The organism is Streptomyces graminofaciens (assembly GCF_030294945.1).
Lineage (GTDB): Bacteria > Actinomycetota > Actinomycetes > Streptomycetales > Streptomycetaceae > Streptomyces > Streptomyces graminofaciens.
Genome location: NZ_AP018448.1, coordinates 540,498 through 557,226 on the forward strand (window position 1 = coordinate 540,498; position 16,729 = coordinate 557,226).

The following is a 16,729-nucleotide window of genomic DNA, read 5'->3' on the forward strand; positions in this document are numbered from 1 at the left end:
GGGAAGGGAGTGGGGGCCGTGGCCCTGAGCGGTCGGCTAATGGACCTCGGTGGATCCGAAGTTGTCGTCGATGAAGGAGAAGATCTCGTCGGCGGTCGCCTCTTCGAGGTCGGTCACCGTGTCTTCTCCGGGGGTCGCGCCACCGGATCCGTGCCACTGCCCCACCAGGTCCTGGAGCCGGCTCGCGATCTTCATATGGCCGACGTCGCCGGCCTGCACCTGTGCGAGCGTGGCTTCCAGTCGGTCGAGTTCCGCCAGCACGGAGCGGATGTCCACCTGGTCGACGGCGTCGTCGACCAGGTGGGTGTGCAGATAGCGGGCCAGGGCGGCGGGGGTGGGGTAGTCGAAGATCAGTGTCGTCGGAAGCCGCAGCCCGGTCGCGGAACTCAGCCGGTTGCGCAGGTCGACTCCGGCGAGCGAGTCGACACCCATGCTGGTGAAGCCGCTGTCCACGCCCACCTCGTCCCGACTGCCGAAGCCGAGCACGACCGCCGTACGGTCCCGGACCAGGTCCAGCACCATGCGCTCCCGGTCCGCCGCCGACGCCACCGCAAGCTCCCTCCGGAGCTCGTCCGGCGCGTTCGACGCGGCCTTGTCGACCTGGGCCCGCCGCAGCGGGGCCCGGACGAGACCACGGAACAGGGGTGTCACCCCGAGGTCCGCCTGAGCACGCATCACCCCGAGGTCCAACCCGACCGGGACCAGCCAGGGGCGGCCTGTGGCCAGCGCCGCGTCGAGCAGGGCGAGTCCCTCGGAGGAGGAGAGAGGGTGGACACCGGTACGTTCCAGTCGTTCGAGCTGGGCGTCGGCCAACTGACCGGCCATACCGCTGCGTTCGGCCCACAGGCCCCAGGAGAGGGACGTCGCCGGGAGGCCTTCACGGTGCCGGTACAGGGCGAGGGCGTCGAGGAAGGCATTGGCAGCGGCATAGTTGCCCTGACCCGCCGCGCCGAACACACCGGCCGCGGAGGAGAACACCGCGAACACCGACAGGTCAACGTCGGCGGTCAGCTCGTGCAGCCACCAAGCGCCGTCCACCTTGGGCCGCAGTACGGGCGCCAAGCGCTCCGGGGTCAGCGACTCGATCACGCCGTCGTCCAGGACACCTGCCGTGTGGATCACACCGCCGAGCCGGTGTTCGGCGGGGATGCCGGCCAGTACGGCCGCCACAGCCTCCCGGTCGGCCACATCGCAACGCGCCTGCTGGACGGACACGCCCGCCTCGGCCAGTTCCTGAGCCAGCCCGTCGGCTCCGCTACGGCTGACCAGCACCACATGCCGTACGGCCCACTCGGCGACCGCATGCCGGACGACCAGCCCCGCCAGAACACCCGAAGCGCCCGTCACCAACAGCGACTTGTCCGGATCCCAGCGGACGCCGCTGTCGGCCGCCGGGGTCCTGTCCGCCCGGGCCAGCCTGGGCACGAACACCTCGCCACCGCGTACCGCGACCTGCGGCTCGCCCGTGGCCAGGGCCGCCGCCGCGGACGAAGGCTCCGCCGCGCCGTCGGTGTCGACGAGCACGAACTGTCCCGGGTGCTCGGACTGCGCCGACCGCACCAGGCCCCACACCGCCGCGCCCGCCAGGTCCGACACCTCGTCCCCCGGCCGGACAGCGACCGCGCCACCGGTCACGATCGCGAGACGCGCCCCGGCGAACCGCTCGTCGGCAAGCCACTCCCGCAGCGACACCAACGCCGCGTGCGTCGCCGTATGTGTCCCGCCGACCACGTCGGCAGCCTCGGCTCCGCCGCCGCAGTGGGCGAAGACCACCTCGGGCACCGGTGCGCCGGAGTCCATAGCCCGCCGTAGAGCGGCCAGATCCTCGTACGAGCCGAGACCCGGACCGCCGGCCGAAACTCCGGCCTCCCCACCGCCGACGACCGCCCAACTCGCGGACCCGGCAGGCGAGGACGACACGGGCGCCCACTCCACCTCGAAGAGCCCCGACCGCCCTGCCGCAAGCTGCCCGGCCGCGATCGGACGCGTCACCAGCGCGTCCACCGATGCCACGAGCCCACCGTCGCCGTCCGCCACGGTGATACGTACGGCGTCCCCGTCCGTGAAGGCCAGCGTCACCCGAGCCGTCGTCGCCCCCGTGGCGCGAAGAGACACGCCGGTCCAGGAGAAGGGCAGCCGCCCCGCCGTCGGCGTATCGCCGTCCTGCCCTGTCGAACCGTCCGCCAGCAGCAGCGGGTGCAGCGCCGCGTCCAGCAGGGCCGGATGGACACCGAAGCGACCGGCCGCCTCCAGCTCCTGCGCACCCAGCTCGACCTCGGCGAACAGTTCCCCGTCGCCGCGCCACACTCGGCGCAGCCCCTGGAACGCCGGGCCGTACGCGTAGCCCTCTGCGGCGAAGCGCTCGTACGGGTCGTCGAGTTCGACCTCGATGGCGCCAGCCGGGGGCCACACGGCCGACACGGCGGGCGGGTCGACGGCCTCCGCCACGGTCAGCGCACCCGTGGCGTGCCGCGTCCACGTCTGCTCCCCGGCCACTCCCTCGGGCCGGGAGTGAACGGTGAGAGCGCGTCGCCCGGAGTCGTCCACGCCGTCGAGCACCAGTTGGACGTGGACGGCACCCCGTGCGGGCAGGACCAGCGGGGCATGGACGGTCAGTTCGTCCAGATGACCGAAGCCGGTGTACTGACCGGCGGCCAACGCCAACTCGACGAAGCCCGTGCCCGGCAGCAGCACCGAACCGAACACGGCGTGATCGGCCAGCCACGGGTGCGTCGTCAGGGACAACCGGCCCGTGAACACCGTCCGGTCCTCCTCGGCCAGGTCCACCACACCGGCCAGCAAGGGGTGTTCGAGAGTCGCCAACCCGACGGCCGACGCGTCCCCGGTACCGCCCACGGACGCGTCCAGCCAGTAACGCCCGCGTTGGAAGGCGTAGGTCGGCAGTTCCACGCGGGCCGCGCCCGTGCCGGCGAAGACGGCCTGCCAGTCGGGCTGGACGCCGTTGACGTGGGCCGTGGCCAGCGCAGTCGTCACCGCCAGCGGCTCGGGACGGTCCGCGCGCAGGGACGGCACGAACACCACCGGCTGCTTGTCCCCGACGGTCTCGTCGAGGCAGTCCGGACCCATCGCCGAGAGCGCACCACCGGGGCCCACCTCGACGAACAGCGACACACCCGCCTCATCCACGGCCGCCCGTACCGCGTCCGCGAAACGCACCGGCTGGGCCACATGCTCCACCCAGTACTCCGGGCGCGACACCACATCAGCCCCGACCAGCCCACCAGTGACCGCCGACACGAACCCGATCTGCGGCGCCGCGAACTCCAGCCCCGACACGACCTCGGTGAACTCGGCGAGCATCGGCTCCATCAACGGCGAGTGAAACGCGTGCGACACCTCAAGCCGCTTCGTACGACGCCCCCACGAGCGCACCACATCCGCGATCTCTCCGACAGGGCTCGCGTCGCCGGAGACGACCACAGCCCGAGGACCGTTCACCGCTGCCACGCCGACCGGCGCACCCGCATGAGCCTCCAGCAGCTCCGCGACCTCACCCTCAGTCGCCTCCAGAGCCACCATCACGCCGCCGGCGGGCAACGCCTCCATCAACCGACCCCGCGCCGCCACCAGCGCGCACGCGTCCTCCAGCGACAACACCCCGGCAACGTGCGCCGCCGCGATCTCCCCCACCGAATGCCCGGCCACCACCTGCGGCCGCACACCCCACGACAACAACAACCGCGCCGCCGCCACCTCCACCGCGAACAACGCCGGCTGCGTGAACACCGTCCGCCCCAACACCCCCGGACCAGCAGCGATCACCTCACCCAACGGCCTCGGCAGCAACGGATCCAGCAACCCGCACACCTCACCGAACACCCCGGCGAACACCGGGAAACGCTCCGCCAACTCCCGGCCCATACCAACCCGCTGAGAACCCTGACCAGAGAACAGGAAGCCCACATTCACGCTGCCCCGGGCCGAACCACGCACCAGCCCCGACGCCTCCCGACCCTCAGCCAACGCCTCAAGCCCCGCCAGAAGCTCGTCCCGCGTCTCCCCGACCACCACCGCACGCTGCTCGAAGCACGAACGAGTCGTCGCCAGCGAAAGACCCACATCCGCAGCCGACAGGCCCGGCTCGACCACCAAACGCTCCCGCAACCTCCGAGCCTGCCCACGCAGGGCCTGCTCGTCCCTGCCCGAGATCGGCCAGACCACCGTCGGCACGAGGGCGGCGGGCCCTTCCTCGGACGTCGAGCCGGTCTCGGCGGCCTGTTCGAGGATGACGTGGGCGTTGGTACCGCTGACGCCGAAGCCGGAGACCGCCGCCCTACGCGGACGCCCCACCTCGGGCCAAGGCCTCGCCTCGGTCAGCAGCTCCACCGCCCCCGCCGACCAGTCCACCTCCGACGTCGGCTCGTCCACATGCAACGTGGCCGGCAGCACACCATGCCGCATCGCCATCACCGACTTGATGATCCCGGCGACACCCGCAGCCGCCTGCGTGTGACCGAGGTTCGACTTCACCGAACCCAGCCACAACGGCCGATCCTCCGGCCGGTCCTGGCCATACGTCGCCAGCAACGCCTGCGCCTCGATCGGGTCACCCAGCCTCGTCCCCGTACCGTGCGCCTCCACCACATCCACCTCGGACGCGGACAGACGGGCGTTCGCGAGCGCCTGACGGATCACCCGCTGCTGCGACGGACCATTCGGCGCCGTCAGCCCGTTCGAGGCACCGTCCTGGTTGACGGCGCTGCCCCGCACCACCGCCAGAACGGGATGTCCGTTGCGTTCGGCGTCCGAGAGCCGCTCCAGCAGCAACAGACCGACGCCCTCGCCCCAGCCCGTACCGTCCGCCGAAGCCGAGAACGCCTTGCACCGGCCGTCCGCCGCCAGCCCGCCCTGCCTGCTGAACTCCACGAACGCCCCCGGAGTCGACATCACCGTCGCACCACCGGCCAACGCCAGCGAGCACTCGCCCTGCCGCAGCGCCTGCGCGGCCAGGTGCAGGGCGACCAGCGACGCGGAGCACGCCGTGTCCACGGTCATGGCCGGCCCCTCCAGGCCGAACGTGTAGGCCAGCCGCCCGGAGATCACACTCCCGGCGTTGCCGGTCATCAGGTACCCCTCGACGCCCTGCGGGGTCTCCCGCAGTCGAGTGGCGTAGTCCTGGCCGTTGGTGCCGGTGAAGACGCCGGTCGCGCTGCCGCGCAGCGCGGCCGGGTCGATACCGGCCCGTTCGAACGCCTCCCACGCCGTCTCCAGCAGCAGCCGCTGCTGCGGGTCCATGGCCGAGGCCTCACGGGGTGAGATCCCGAAGAAGCGGGGGTCGAACTCGGCCGCGTCATGCAGGAACGCGCCGTGACGGGTGTACGTCTTGCCCGGCTTCTCAGGGTCCGGATCGAACAGTGCGTCGACGTCCCAGCCTCGGTCGGTGGGGAAGGACGAGATCGCGTCCCGGCCCCCGACCACCAGATCCCACAGTTCCTCGGGGCTCTGGACTCCACCGGGGAACCGGCAGCTCATCCCGATGATCGCGACCGGTTCATCCACAGCCGCCACGACCAGCGGACCTGTGACCGCGGGCGATGACGTACCGAGCACCTGAGAGCCGACGTACTCGGCCAGCGCCACCGGGGTCGGGTAGTCGAAGACCAACGTGGCGGGCAGGGCCAGGCCGGTGGCCGCATTCAGACGGTTCCGCAGCTCCACCGCCGTCAGCGAGTCGAAACCGATCTCCTTGAACGCCCGCGCCGGATCGATCGTCTGCATCGAGGCATGCCCCAGCACACTCGCCACCTGCCCACGCACCAGGTCCAGCAGAGCCGTGCGCTGTTCCTCCTCCGGCAGTCCCGCCAGGCGGCTCGCCCAGGCGGACCGCTCGCCGTCGGCCGACCAGGGCTGCGGCTGAGCCTGTCGGGCCTCCGGTACGCCGGTCAGCAGGGAGTTGCCCGGTCGTACGGCGGCGTAGGCCGGTGCGAAGCGCTGCCAGTCGACGTCGGCGATCATCACGGCGGGGTGCCCGGCGGCCACGGCGCGGGCCATGGCCGTGGCGGCCGGCTCCGGGGCCATGGCCGTCCATCCGTCCCGGCTCAGTCGCCCGGCGGCCGCGTCCTCGCCGGCCATGCCGCCCTCGGCCCATGGGCCCCAGGCGACGGAGACCGCGGGCAGGCCGAGGGCGTGCCGGTGGAGGGCTACGGCGTCCAGGTGGGCGTTGGCGGCGGCGTAGTTGGCCTGTCCGGCGGCGCCCAGCACCCCGGAGACGGACGAGAACAGCACGAAGGCGTCCAGGTTCACGTCACGAGTGGCCAGGTCCAGGTGGTGGGCGGCCCGCGCCTTCGCCGCCAGGACCTCGGCGCAGCGTTCGACCGACAGCGAGGCGAGGACACCGTCGTCGAGTACGCCCGCGGCGTGGACCACCGCCGTGAGGTCGCCCCCGGCGGCCAGCCCGGCCACCAACGCGGTCACCGCGGACCCGTCGCTCAGGTCGCAGGCGAGCATCTCCACCTGTGCGCCGGCGGCCGTCAGTTCGTCCCGCAGCGCGTCCGCTCCGGGCGCCCGGGGTCCCCGGCGGCTGACCAGGACCAGCCGTTCGGCTCCCCGGGCGGCCAGCCAACGGGCCACATGCCCACCGACGGCACCGGTACCGCCGGTCACCAGGACCGTGCCCGACAGCGTCCACTCCCCCGGATCTCCGGCCGGGGCCACGGTGTCGCGGGTCAGACGGCAGCCGAAGGCGCCGGTGGCGCGCAGAGCGATCTGATCCTCGCGACCGAGGCCCCCAGCACCCGCACCCGCACCCGTACCGGTCAGGACACCGGTCAGACGCCGAGCCGTACGCGGGTCGACGTACTCGGGCAGGTCGACCAGACCACCCCAACGATCCGGGTGCTCCAACGCCACGGCCCGGCCCAGGCCCCACACCTGCGCCTGCACCGCACCGTCCACCCCGTCCGAGGCGTCCACGGCGACCGCGCCCCGCGTCAGGCACCACAGCGGTGCGGTCAACTCCATGTCACCGAGCGCCTGTACGAGTCCCAGGGTCAACGCCAGCCCACGCGACACCGACGGATGCCGAGGGTCGTCGCCGTCGGCCAGCGCCAGCAGCGACACCACCCCACGCAGCCGGCCGATCTCCGTGACGCCGAACCGTTCGATGAACTGCTCGGTGATCTGTTGGGCGAGGGCGGTACGCGCCTCGTCGGCCTCGGGGTGGGCGACGTCCACCTTCACCACCTCGCCGCCGTGTTCGGCCAGCGCGCCCTCGACGGTCCGTGTGGCATCCGCCGCGTCCTCGGCCCCGGCCGGAACCAGCAGCAGCCACACCCCGGTCGCGGAAGCACGGGCGGGTTCGGGCAGCGGCGCCCAGGTCACCCGGTAGCGCCAGGCGTCCACGACCGACGCCTGCTCGGCCCGGCGGCGCCAGGACGACAGGGCGGGCAGCACATCCGCGAGCCGGGCCTCGCCGTCCACGTCCAAACCGGCGCCCAGAGCAGAGAGATCTCCGTGCTCCACCGCCTCCCAGAAGGCCGCGTCCACCTCGTCCTGGCCATCGGCCGCGCTCTGTCGACCGCCCGCACCGGCCGCCCCCTCCAGCCAGTAACGCGCCCGCTGGAAGGCGTACGTCGGCAGCTCCACCCGCCGCAGGGGCCGCCCCGCGAAGTACGTCGCCCAGTCCACCGGCAGGCCGCTGACGAACAGCTCGCCCAACGCCGACACCAGCGCGCCCGGTTCGGTCCGGTTGCCCCGCTGCAAGGCCACCGCCGCCCGCGTGCCCTCCCCGGTCACACTCGCCCGGACCAGCCCGGCCAGCACACCGCTGGGCCCGACCTCGGCGAAACGGTCGACCTCCGCGCCCGCCATGCACCGCACCGCGTCACCGAAGCGCACCGTCTCCCGGGCATGGCGGACCCAGTAGTCGACCGAGCACAGTTCCTCGTCCGAAGCGACCGCACCGGTCAGCGTCGATACGACAGTCATACGCGGCGGAGCGAAAGACAGGCCCTCGACCACCCGCCGGAACTCCGCCAGCATCGGGTCCATCAGCGGGGAGTGGAACGCGTGCGAGACCTTCAGCCGCCGTGTACGACGCCCCAAGCCGGCGAAACGCGCCGCGACTTCCTCCACCGCGGCCTCGACACCGGAGACCACCACCGAGCCGGGCGCGTTGACCGCACCGATCCCGGCTCCCTCGTCCCCACGACCGGCCAGCACAGCGGCGACCTCCTCCTCGGACGCCTCCACCGCCACCATCGCGCCGCCCGAAGGCAACGCCTGCATCAACCGGCCACGCGCCGCCACCAACGCACACGCGTCCGCCAGCGACAACACCCCGGCCACATGCGCCGCCGCGATCTCGCCCACCGAGTGACCGGCTACGACCTCACCGGCCACACCCCACGACTCCAGCAGCCGGTACAACGCCACCTCGAACGCGAACAACGCCGGCTGCGTGAACCCCGTCTCATCCAGCAGGTCGGAAGAGACCTCGAACATCACCTCACGCAGAGAACCGGTCCAGCCTTCCGAGGGCGGCTGCGCGCCCATCACCTCGTCGAGCACCCCGCACACTTCGTCGAGGGCTGCGGCGAACACCGGATACGCGGTGTACAACTCCCTCCCCATACCGGGCCGTTGAGACCCCTGCCCGGAGAAGACCAGCCCCAGCCGACCGCCCGGGCCGTCGGGGTCCGCCGCCGTCGACCCGGCGGCCGGGTCCGTGGCCAGCGCCCGTAGCGCCTCGACCAGTTCGGCCCGGTCGCCGCCGACCACCACGGCCCGGTGTTCGAGGAAGGAACGTGCCGTGGCCAGCGCGCGGCCCACGTCGACCGGTTCCGTGTCCCGTCCGGCTGCGGAATCGGCCCACGCGGCCAGCTGTCCGGCCTGGGCCCGCAGCGCGTCCGCCGAACGTCCGGAGACCACCCATGGCACCACCACGGGGTCCGGCGCCTCGCCCGAGTCACCCGGGACCGAAGCCGAGGCCGGAGCTGGGACCGAGGCCGGGGCCTGCTCCAGGATGACGTGCGCGTTCGTCCCGCTGATCCCGAACGACGACACCGCGGCCCGGCGCGGACGGCCGGTCTCCGGCCACGGTGTCTCCTCGGCGAGCAGGGACAACGCGCCCGCGTTCCAGTCGATCTGGGTGCTGGGTTCGTCGACGTGGAGGGTGCGCGGGAGCAAGCCGTGGCGCATGGCCAGGACCATCTTGATGACGCCGGCGACACCGGCGGCGGCCTGGGTGTGGCCGATGTTGGACTTCACCGAGCCCAGCAGCACCGGCCGCTCCTCGGGCCGGTCCTGGCCGTAGGTGGCGAGCAGGGCCTGCGCCTCGATCGGGTCGCCCAGCTTCGTGCCCGTGCCGTGCGCCTCGACCACGTCGACCTCGGAGGCGTTGAGGCGGGCGTCGGCGAGGGCGTCGCGGATGACGCGCTGCTGGGAGGGGCCGTTGGGGGCGGTGAGGCCGTTGGAGGCGCCGTCCTGGTTGATCGCCGAGCCGCGGACGACGGCGAGCACCGGGTGGCCGAGCCGTTCGGCGTCGGAGAGCCGCTCCACGAGCAGCATGCCCACGCCTTCGGCCATGCCCATGCCGTCGGCGGCGGCGGAGAACGCCTTGCAGCGGCCGTCGGCGGCGAGTCCGCGCTGGCGGCTGAAGGCGATCAGTCCGCCCGGGTTGGACATGACCGTGGCCCCGCCGACGAGCGCCATGGTGACCTCGCCGGAGCGCAGCGCCTGGACGGCCAGGTGCAGGGCGACCAGGGACGACGAGCAGGCCGTGTCCACGGTGACCGCGGGGCCCTGGAGGCCGAAGGTGTAGGCGAGGCGGCCGGAGACGATGCTGGTGGAGTTGCCCGTCATCAGGTGGCCTTCGAGGCCGTCGGGCGCGTCGTGCAGGGTGCCGCCGTAGCTGGAGGGCAGGGCGCCGACGTAGACGCCGGTGCGGCTGCCGCGCAGGGTCCGCAGGTCGAGGCCCGCGCGTTCGAACGCCTCCCAGGAGGTCTCCAGCAGCAGTCGCTGCTGCGGGTCCATCGCCAGTGCCTCGCGCGGTGAGATGCCGAACAGGGAGGCGTCGAAGTCTCCGGCGTCGTGCAGGAATCCGCCGTGGCGGGCGTAGGAGGTGCCGGGTTGGTCGGGGTCCGGGTGGTAGAGCCCTGCGAGGTCCCAGCCCCGGTCGGCGGGCAGGGCGCCGATGGCGTCGCCGCCGTCGGCCAGCAGCTCCCACAGTTCCTCCGGGGAGCCGGTTCCGCCGGGGAAGCGGCAGCTCATGGCGACGACGGCCAGCGGCTCGTCGGCCTCGGCGGACGTCGTGACCACGGCAGCGGCGCCGGAGTCGGCGGCGCCGAGCAGGGTGTCGCGGAGGTGGGCGGCGAGCTCTTCCGGTGTGGGGTGGTCGAAGACCAGCGTCGCGGGCAGTCGCAGTCCGGTGGCGGCGCCGAGGCGGTTGCGGAGTTCGACGGCGGTCAGCGAGTCGAAGCCGAGGTCGCGGAAGGCGCGTCCGAGGCCCACGGCGGTCGCGGAGCCATGGCCGAGGACGGCGGCGGCGTGGTCGCGTACGAGGTCGTTGACGATCCGGTCGCGGTCGGCGGGCGCGGCGGCCGTCAGACGCCGGGCCAGGGTGTCCCCGACACTGCCCGTGGCGGCGGTACCGGTGGCGGTCCTGCGGGCCGGGGTGGTGCGGACGAGGCCGCTGAGGAGGGCGGGCAGGCTGCCGGTGCGGGCCTGGCGGTGCAGGGCGGCCCGGTCCAGGGGAAGCGGCACCAGCAGGGTCTGCCCAGTGCTCAGCGCGGCGTCGAAGAGCGCCAGACCGTGTGCGGAGTCCAGGGTGGCGACGCCCGTCCGGGACAGGCGGCCGACGTCGGCCGTGTCGAGGTGGCCGGTCATGCCGCCGCGCTCCTCCCACAGGCCCCAGGCCAGCGAGGTGGCGGGCAGGCCGAGGGCGCGGCGGTGCTGGGCGAGCGCGTCGAGGAAGGCGTTGGCGGCCGCGTAGTTGCCCTGTCCGGCGTTGCCGAAGAGCCCGGCGGCGGAGGAGAAGAGCACGAACGCCGCGAGGTCGTGGCCGGCGGTCAGTTCGTGCAGGTGCCAGGCCGCGTCGGCCTTGGGCCGCAGTACGGCGTCGAGTCGCTCGGGGGTGAGGGCGGACAGCACGCCGTCGTCGAGGGCGCCGGCGGTGTGGATGACGGCGGTGAGGGGGTGGTCGGCGGGGACGGCGTCCAGTACGGCGCGCAGTTGGTCGCGGTCGGCGGTGTCGCAGGCCGTGAGCGTGGCCTCGGCTCCGGCGGCGGCGAGATCGGCCAGGAGTGCGTCGGCGCCCGGCGCCTGCGGTCCGGAGCGGCTGACGAGCAGCAGCCGTCGTACGCCGTGCTCGGTGACGAGGTGGCGGGTGACGAGTGCGCCGAGGGTGCCGGTGGCGCCGGTGACCAGGACGGTGCCGTCGGGGTCGAGGGCGGGCGGCACGGTCAGCACGATCTTGCCGATGTGCCGGGCCTGCTGCATGTGGCGGAACGCCTCCGGGGCCCGGCGCAGATCCCAGCTGCGGTACGGCAGCGGGTGGAGCGTCCCGTCCTCGACGAGGGCGAAGATCTCGTCCAGCATCTCGCGCAGCCGCCGGTCGCCGCTCTCCCGCAGGTCGAAGGCGCGGTAGTGGACACCGGGGTGGTCGGCGGCGATCCGCTCCGGGTCGCGTCGGTCGGTCTTGCCCATCTCGACGAACCGGCCGCCGTGGGGCAGCAGGCGCAGCGAGGCGTCCACGAACTCCCCGGCGAGGGAGTCCAGGACGACGTCGACGGCCGGGAACTTCTCGGCGAACGCGGTGTCGCGGGAGGAGGCGATGTGGTCGTCGTCCAGGCCGAGTGCGCGCAGGGTGTCCCACTTGGCGGGGCTCGCCGTGGCGTACACCTCGGCGCCGAGGTGCCGGGCGATCTGCACGGCCGCCATGCCGACGCCACCGGCGGCCGCGTGGACCAGCACCTTCTCGCCGGGGGCGAGGGCGGCCAGGTCGACGAGGGCGTACCAGGCGGTCGCGAAGGCGAGCGGTACGGAGGCGGCCTGCTCCCATGTCCAACTGTCGGGGATGCGGGCGACCTTGGGCGCGTCGATGACCGCGAGAGGCCCGAATCCACCGGCGAGGATGCCGGCCACCCGGTCGCCCACGGCCAGATCGGTGACACCGGGACCGACCTCGACGACACGGCCCGCGCCTTCGCTGCCGAGCATGTCCGGGTCGGGGTACATGCCGAGGGCGATGAGGACGTCACGGAAGTTGACACCACAGGTGCGGACGGCGATCCGTACCTGTCCCTCCTCCAGGGGAGCCGTCGCGGCGGCCCAGGGGATCAGGGTCAGGTGGTCGAGGGTGCCGGGGCTCTCCACGGCCAGCCGCCAGGCGCTGGTGTCGGCCGGGACGGGCAGGGAGGCGTCGGTGGCGGCAGGGACGGCGGCGGGAACGGACAGTGCGGCGTCGGTGGCGGCCGGGGCCAGGCGCGGGACGCGGGCCTCGCCGAGCCGGAGCGCGGCCTGGGGTTCGCCGGTCGCGACGAGCGCGGGCAGTGCCTGCCAGGAGGCGGGGTGTCCGTCGGTGTCGATCAGGACGAGCCGGCCGGGGTTCTCGGACTGGGCGGTGCGCAGCAGGCCGGTCAGGGAGGCCGCGACGGGGTCGGTGTCCTGCCAGTCGTCGGCCGGGAGGGCGTTGTGGGTGACGACGACGAGGCGGGTGTCGGCGAGGCGGTCGTCGGCGAGCCAGTCCTGGATGTCGTGCAGGGCCCGGGCGAGGACGGTACGGGCGGCCTGCGGGGCGGGATCGTCGGGGACGGGCCAGCCGGTGAGGACGACGGGCGGGGCCGGGTCGAGGGCGGCGAGCGCGTCGCGGTCGGGGTGGCTCGGCAGGTTCAGCGCGTATGCGAGATCGTCGGCGTCCAGCACGGCCCAGTGCGCGGTGGACGCGTCGGCGGGCAGGTCACGCGGGGTGTACGCCACACGGTGGAGGTCGGACGGCGTGCGGGGGGCCTGGTTGGTCGCGAGCGGCCGTAGCGCAAGGGATTCCACGGTGGCGACGGGCTCGCCTGCCGGGTCGGTGAGTGTGACGGTCAGGGTGTCGTCGCCGGTGCGCGCGAGACGGATGCGGAGGGCCCGTGCGCCCACGGCGGAGAGGGTGACTCCGGTCCAGGAGAACGGCAGCCGGGGCCCGGGGAGTGCGCCGTCACCGTCGGGGAAACCGGCGAACCCGGCCGCGTGCAGGGCTGCGTCGAGCAGCGCGGGGTGCAGTCCGTAGCGGCCCGCCTGGTCGCTGTGCTCGTCGGGCAGTTCGGCCTCGGCGTACACGTCGTCACCGAGCCGCCAGGCGGCTCGCAGGCCCTGGAAGGCGAGTCCGTAGCCGTAGCCGGCGTCGGCGAGCCGGGGGTAGAGGTCGGTGACGTCCAGCGGTGTGGCTCCGGCGGGCGGCCACTGTCCCTGATCGGGTACGGCGGGCTCGTGAGCGCCGACGGCGAGGTATCCGGTGGCGTGCAGCGTCCACTCGGCGCCCTGCTCCTCCTGGTCCGCGTCGCCGTCGGGGCTCTCGGGGCGGGCGTGCACGGTCAGGGCGCGTCGGCCGGTGGCCGGGTCGGGGGCGGCGACCCGCACCTGGACGCGTACGGGGTCGTCGTCGGGGACCACCAGGGGCGTGTGCAGGGTGAGTTCGTCGAGTAGATGGCAGTCCGTCAGATCGGCTGCGCGCAGGGCCAGTTCGACGAAGGCGGTGCCGGGCAGCAGGACGGTGCCGGTCACCGCGTGGTCGGCCAGCCACGGCAGGGACCGGGTCGAAAGGCGGCCGGTGACGATCAGTCCGTCGCCGTCGGCGAGGCTCGTCGCGGCGGCCAGCAGCGGGTGCTCGACTGCGGCGAGGCCCAGCCCGGCGGCGTCGGCGGGACCGCCCTCCGGGATCTGGAGCCAGTAGTGGTCCCGCTGGAACGCGTACGTGGGCAGTTCGACCCGGCGCGCTCCGGGGAACAGCAGGTCCCAGTCGAGCGGGGCGCCGTGCGCGTACGCCTCGGCCAGTGACCGCAGGAAACGGTCCGGGCCTCCCTCGCCCCGGCGCAGTGAGCCGAGGGCGACGGCGCTGCCGCCGGTGGCGTCGATCGTCTCCTGAAGGCCGACGGCGAGCACCGGGTGCGGGCCGGTCTCGACGAACACACCGATGTTCTGGGCGAGCAGGGCCCGCGTGGCCTGCTCGAAGCGGACGGTCTCGCGCAGGTTGCGGTACCAGTAGTCGGCGTCCAGCGCCTCGGTGCCGGCGAGGCGTTCGCCGGTGACCGTGGAGTAGAAGGGCACCTTGGCGGGCCGGGGCGCGACCGGGCCGAGTCGCGTGAGGAGTTCCTCACGGAGGGCCTCGACGTGGGCGGAGTGGGACGCATAGTCCACCGCGACCTTCCGGGCCCTGACGCCCGCCGCGGTCAGCTCCTCGAAGAGGCCCTCCAGGGCGTCGGCGTCGCCGGACACCACGACGGAACCGGGTCCGTTCACGGCGGCGATCGACAACTGGCCCGTGTGCGCGGCTAGTTGGGGAGTGAGGTCCTCCTCCGACAGCGGTACGGACAGCATGCCGCCCTTGCCGGACAGGGCACGCAGGGCCTTGCTGCGCAGCGCGACCACACGCGCCGAGTCGTCGAGGGACAGCGCACCGGCCACATACGCCGCGGCGATCTCGCCCTGCGAGTGGCCGACCACGGCACTCGGCTGCACGCCGTGCGCACGCCACAGCTCGGACAGGGAGATCATGATCGCCCACAGCACCGGCTGGACGACGTCGACGCGGTCGAGGCCGGGTGCGTCGGGGGCGCCGCGCAGGACGTCGTGGAGGGACCAGTCGACGTACGCGGAGAGGGCGTCCGCGCAGGCCTGCATCTGCCGGGCGAAGACAGGTGACGTGTCGAGGAGTTCGCGTGCCATTCCCTCCCATTGGGAGCCTTGGCCGGGGAAGACGAACGCGACCCGGCCCCGCCCCCGCACGCTGCCCTGCACCACCGACGGATCGGTACCGCCGTCGGCGAGGGCCGCCAGGCTGCGGAGGAGGGCGTCGTGGTCGGTGCCGAGTACGACGACGCGGTGGTCGAAGGCAGTGCGGGTGGTGGCGAGGGAGTGGCCGATGTCGGCGAGGGGGTGGCTGAGGGCGGATGCGGTGGCGCCCGAGGTCAGGTGGTGCCGTAGTTGCCGGGCCTGGTCCCGCAGGGCCTCGGGGCTCTTCGCGGACAGGGGCCAGGCGACCGGCTGGGGGGCGGGGCCGCCGTCGGCGGGCGTACGTTCCTCCGGATGCTCGGCAGTCGGGGGGGCGTCGTCGCCGAGACCGGTTCCCTCGATGGCGGGGGGCTGTTCGATGATGACGTGGGCGTTCGTGCCGCTGACGCCGAAGGCGGAGACGCCGGCGCGGCGGGGCCGGTCGGTCTCCGGCCAGGGCCGTGCCTCGGTCAGCAGTTCCACCGCTCCGGCCGACCAGTCGACTTCCGGTGTGGGCCGGTCGACGTGGAGGGTGCGCGGCGCGACACCGTGCCGTATCGCCATCACCATCTTGATCACACCGCCCACTCCGGCGGCGGCCTGGGTGTGACCGATGTTCGACTTCAACGACCCCAGCCACAGGGGTCGTTCCGCGGGCCGGTCCTGGCCGTAGGTGGCGAGCAGGGCCTGCGCCTCGATGGGGTCGCCCAGCTTGGTGCCGGTGCCGTGGGCCTCCACCACGTCCACGTCGGCAGGGGTCAGGCGGGCGTTGGCGAGGGCCTGCCGGATCACCCGCTGCTGGGAGGGGCCGTTGGGCGCGGTGAGCCGGCTGCTGGCGCCGTCCTGGTTGACGGCGCTGCCGCGTACGACGGCCAGGACCGGGTGGCCGTTGCGCCGTGCGTCGGACAGCCGCTCCAGCAGCAGCATGCCCACGCCCTCGGCCCAGCCGGTGCCGTCGGCGGCCTCGGCGAACGCCTTGCAGCGGCCGTCGGCGGCGAGGCCCCGCTGCCGGCTGTACTCGACGAACACGTCCGGGGTGGACATGATCGCGACCCCGCCGGCCAGGGCCAGGGTGGAGTCGCCCTGCCGCAGCGACTGCACGGCCAGGTGCAGGGCCACGAGGGACGACGAGCAGGCCGTGTCCACGGTCACCGCAGGGCCCTCCAGCCCGAAGGTGTACGCCACCCGGCCCGAGGCGATGCTGCCCGCGCTGCCGTTGCCGAGGTAGCCCTCGAACTCCTCCGGCACGGGCCGCACCCGGTGGGCGTAGTCCTGGTACATCACGCCGGCGAACACACCGGTGTGGCTGCCCCGCAGGGAAGTCGGGTCGATACCGGCCCGTTCGAACGCCTCCCAGGAGGTCTCCAGCAGCAGCCGCTGCTGCGGGTCCGTGGCCAGCGCCTCGCGTGGTGAGATCCCGAAGAACTCCGCGTCGAAGAGGTGCGCGTCGTGCAGGAAGCCGCCCCGGGTGGTGTACGTCGTGCCGGGCCGGTCCGGGTCGGGGTCGTAGAGGCGCTCGACGTCCCACCCCCGTTCCGCCGGGAACGTCGAGATGCCGTCATCACCGTCGGCCACCATGCGCCACAGGTCGTCCGGGGAGTGCACGTCGCCCGGGTAACGACAGCTCATCCCGATGATCGCGACGGGCTCCTGCTGCTGGTCCTCGACCTCGCGGAGCCGCCGACGGGCCTGCCGGAGGTCGGTGGTGGCCCGCTTGAGGTATTCGACGAGCTTCTCTTCGTTTTCCATGCGGGGTCTGTCCTTAAGTCCTTTGGTTCGCGAAGTCCTTGAGGGGGTC

1 protein-coding gene is annotated in these 16,729 nt (G+C 73.3%); it reads right to left on the minus strand.

What is annotated here, in order from left to right; genetic code table 11:
* Positions 1-36: 36 nt before the first annotated feature.
* Positions 37-16,680: a type I polyketide synthase gene (locus SGFS_RS02595; protein ID WP_286247277.1), complete on the minus strand. Its 16,644-nt coding sequence runs from the start codon at positions 16,678-16,680 to the stop codon at positions 37-39.
* Positions 16,681-16,729 lie beyond the last annotated feature (49 nt).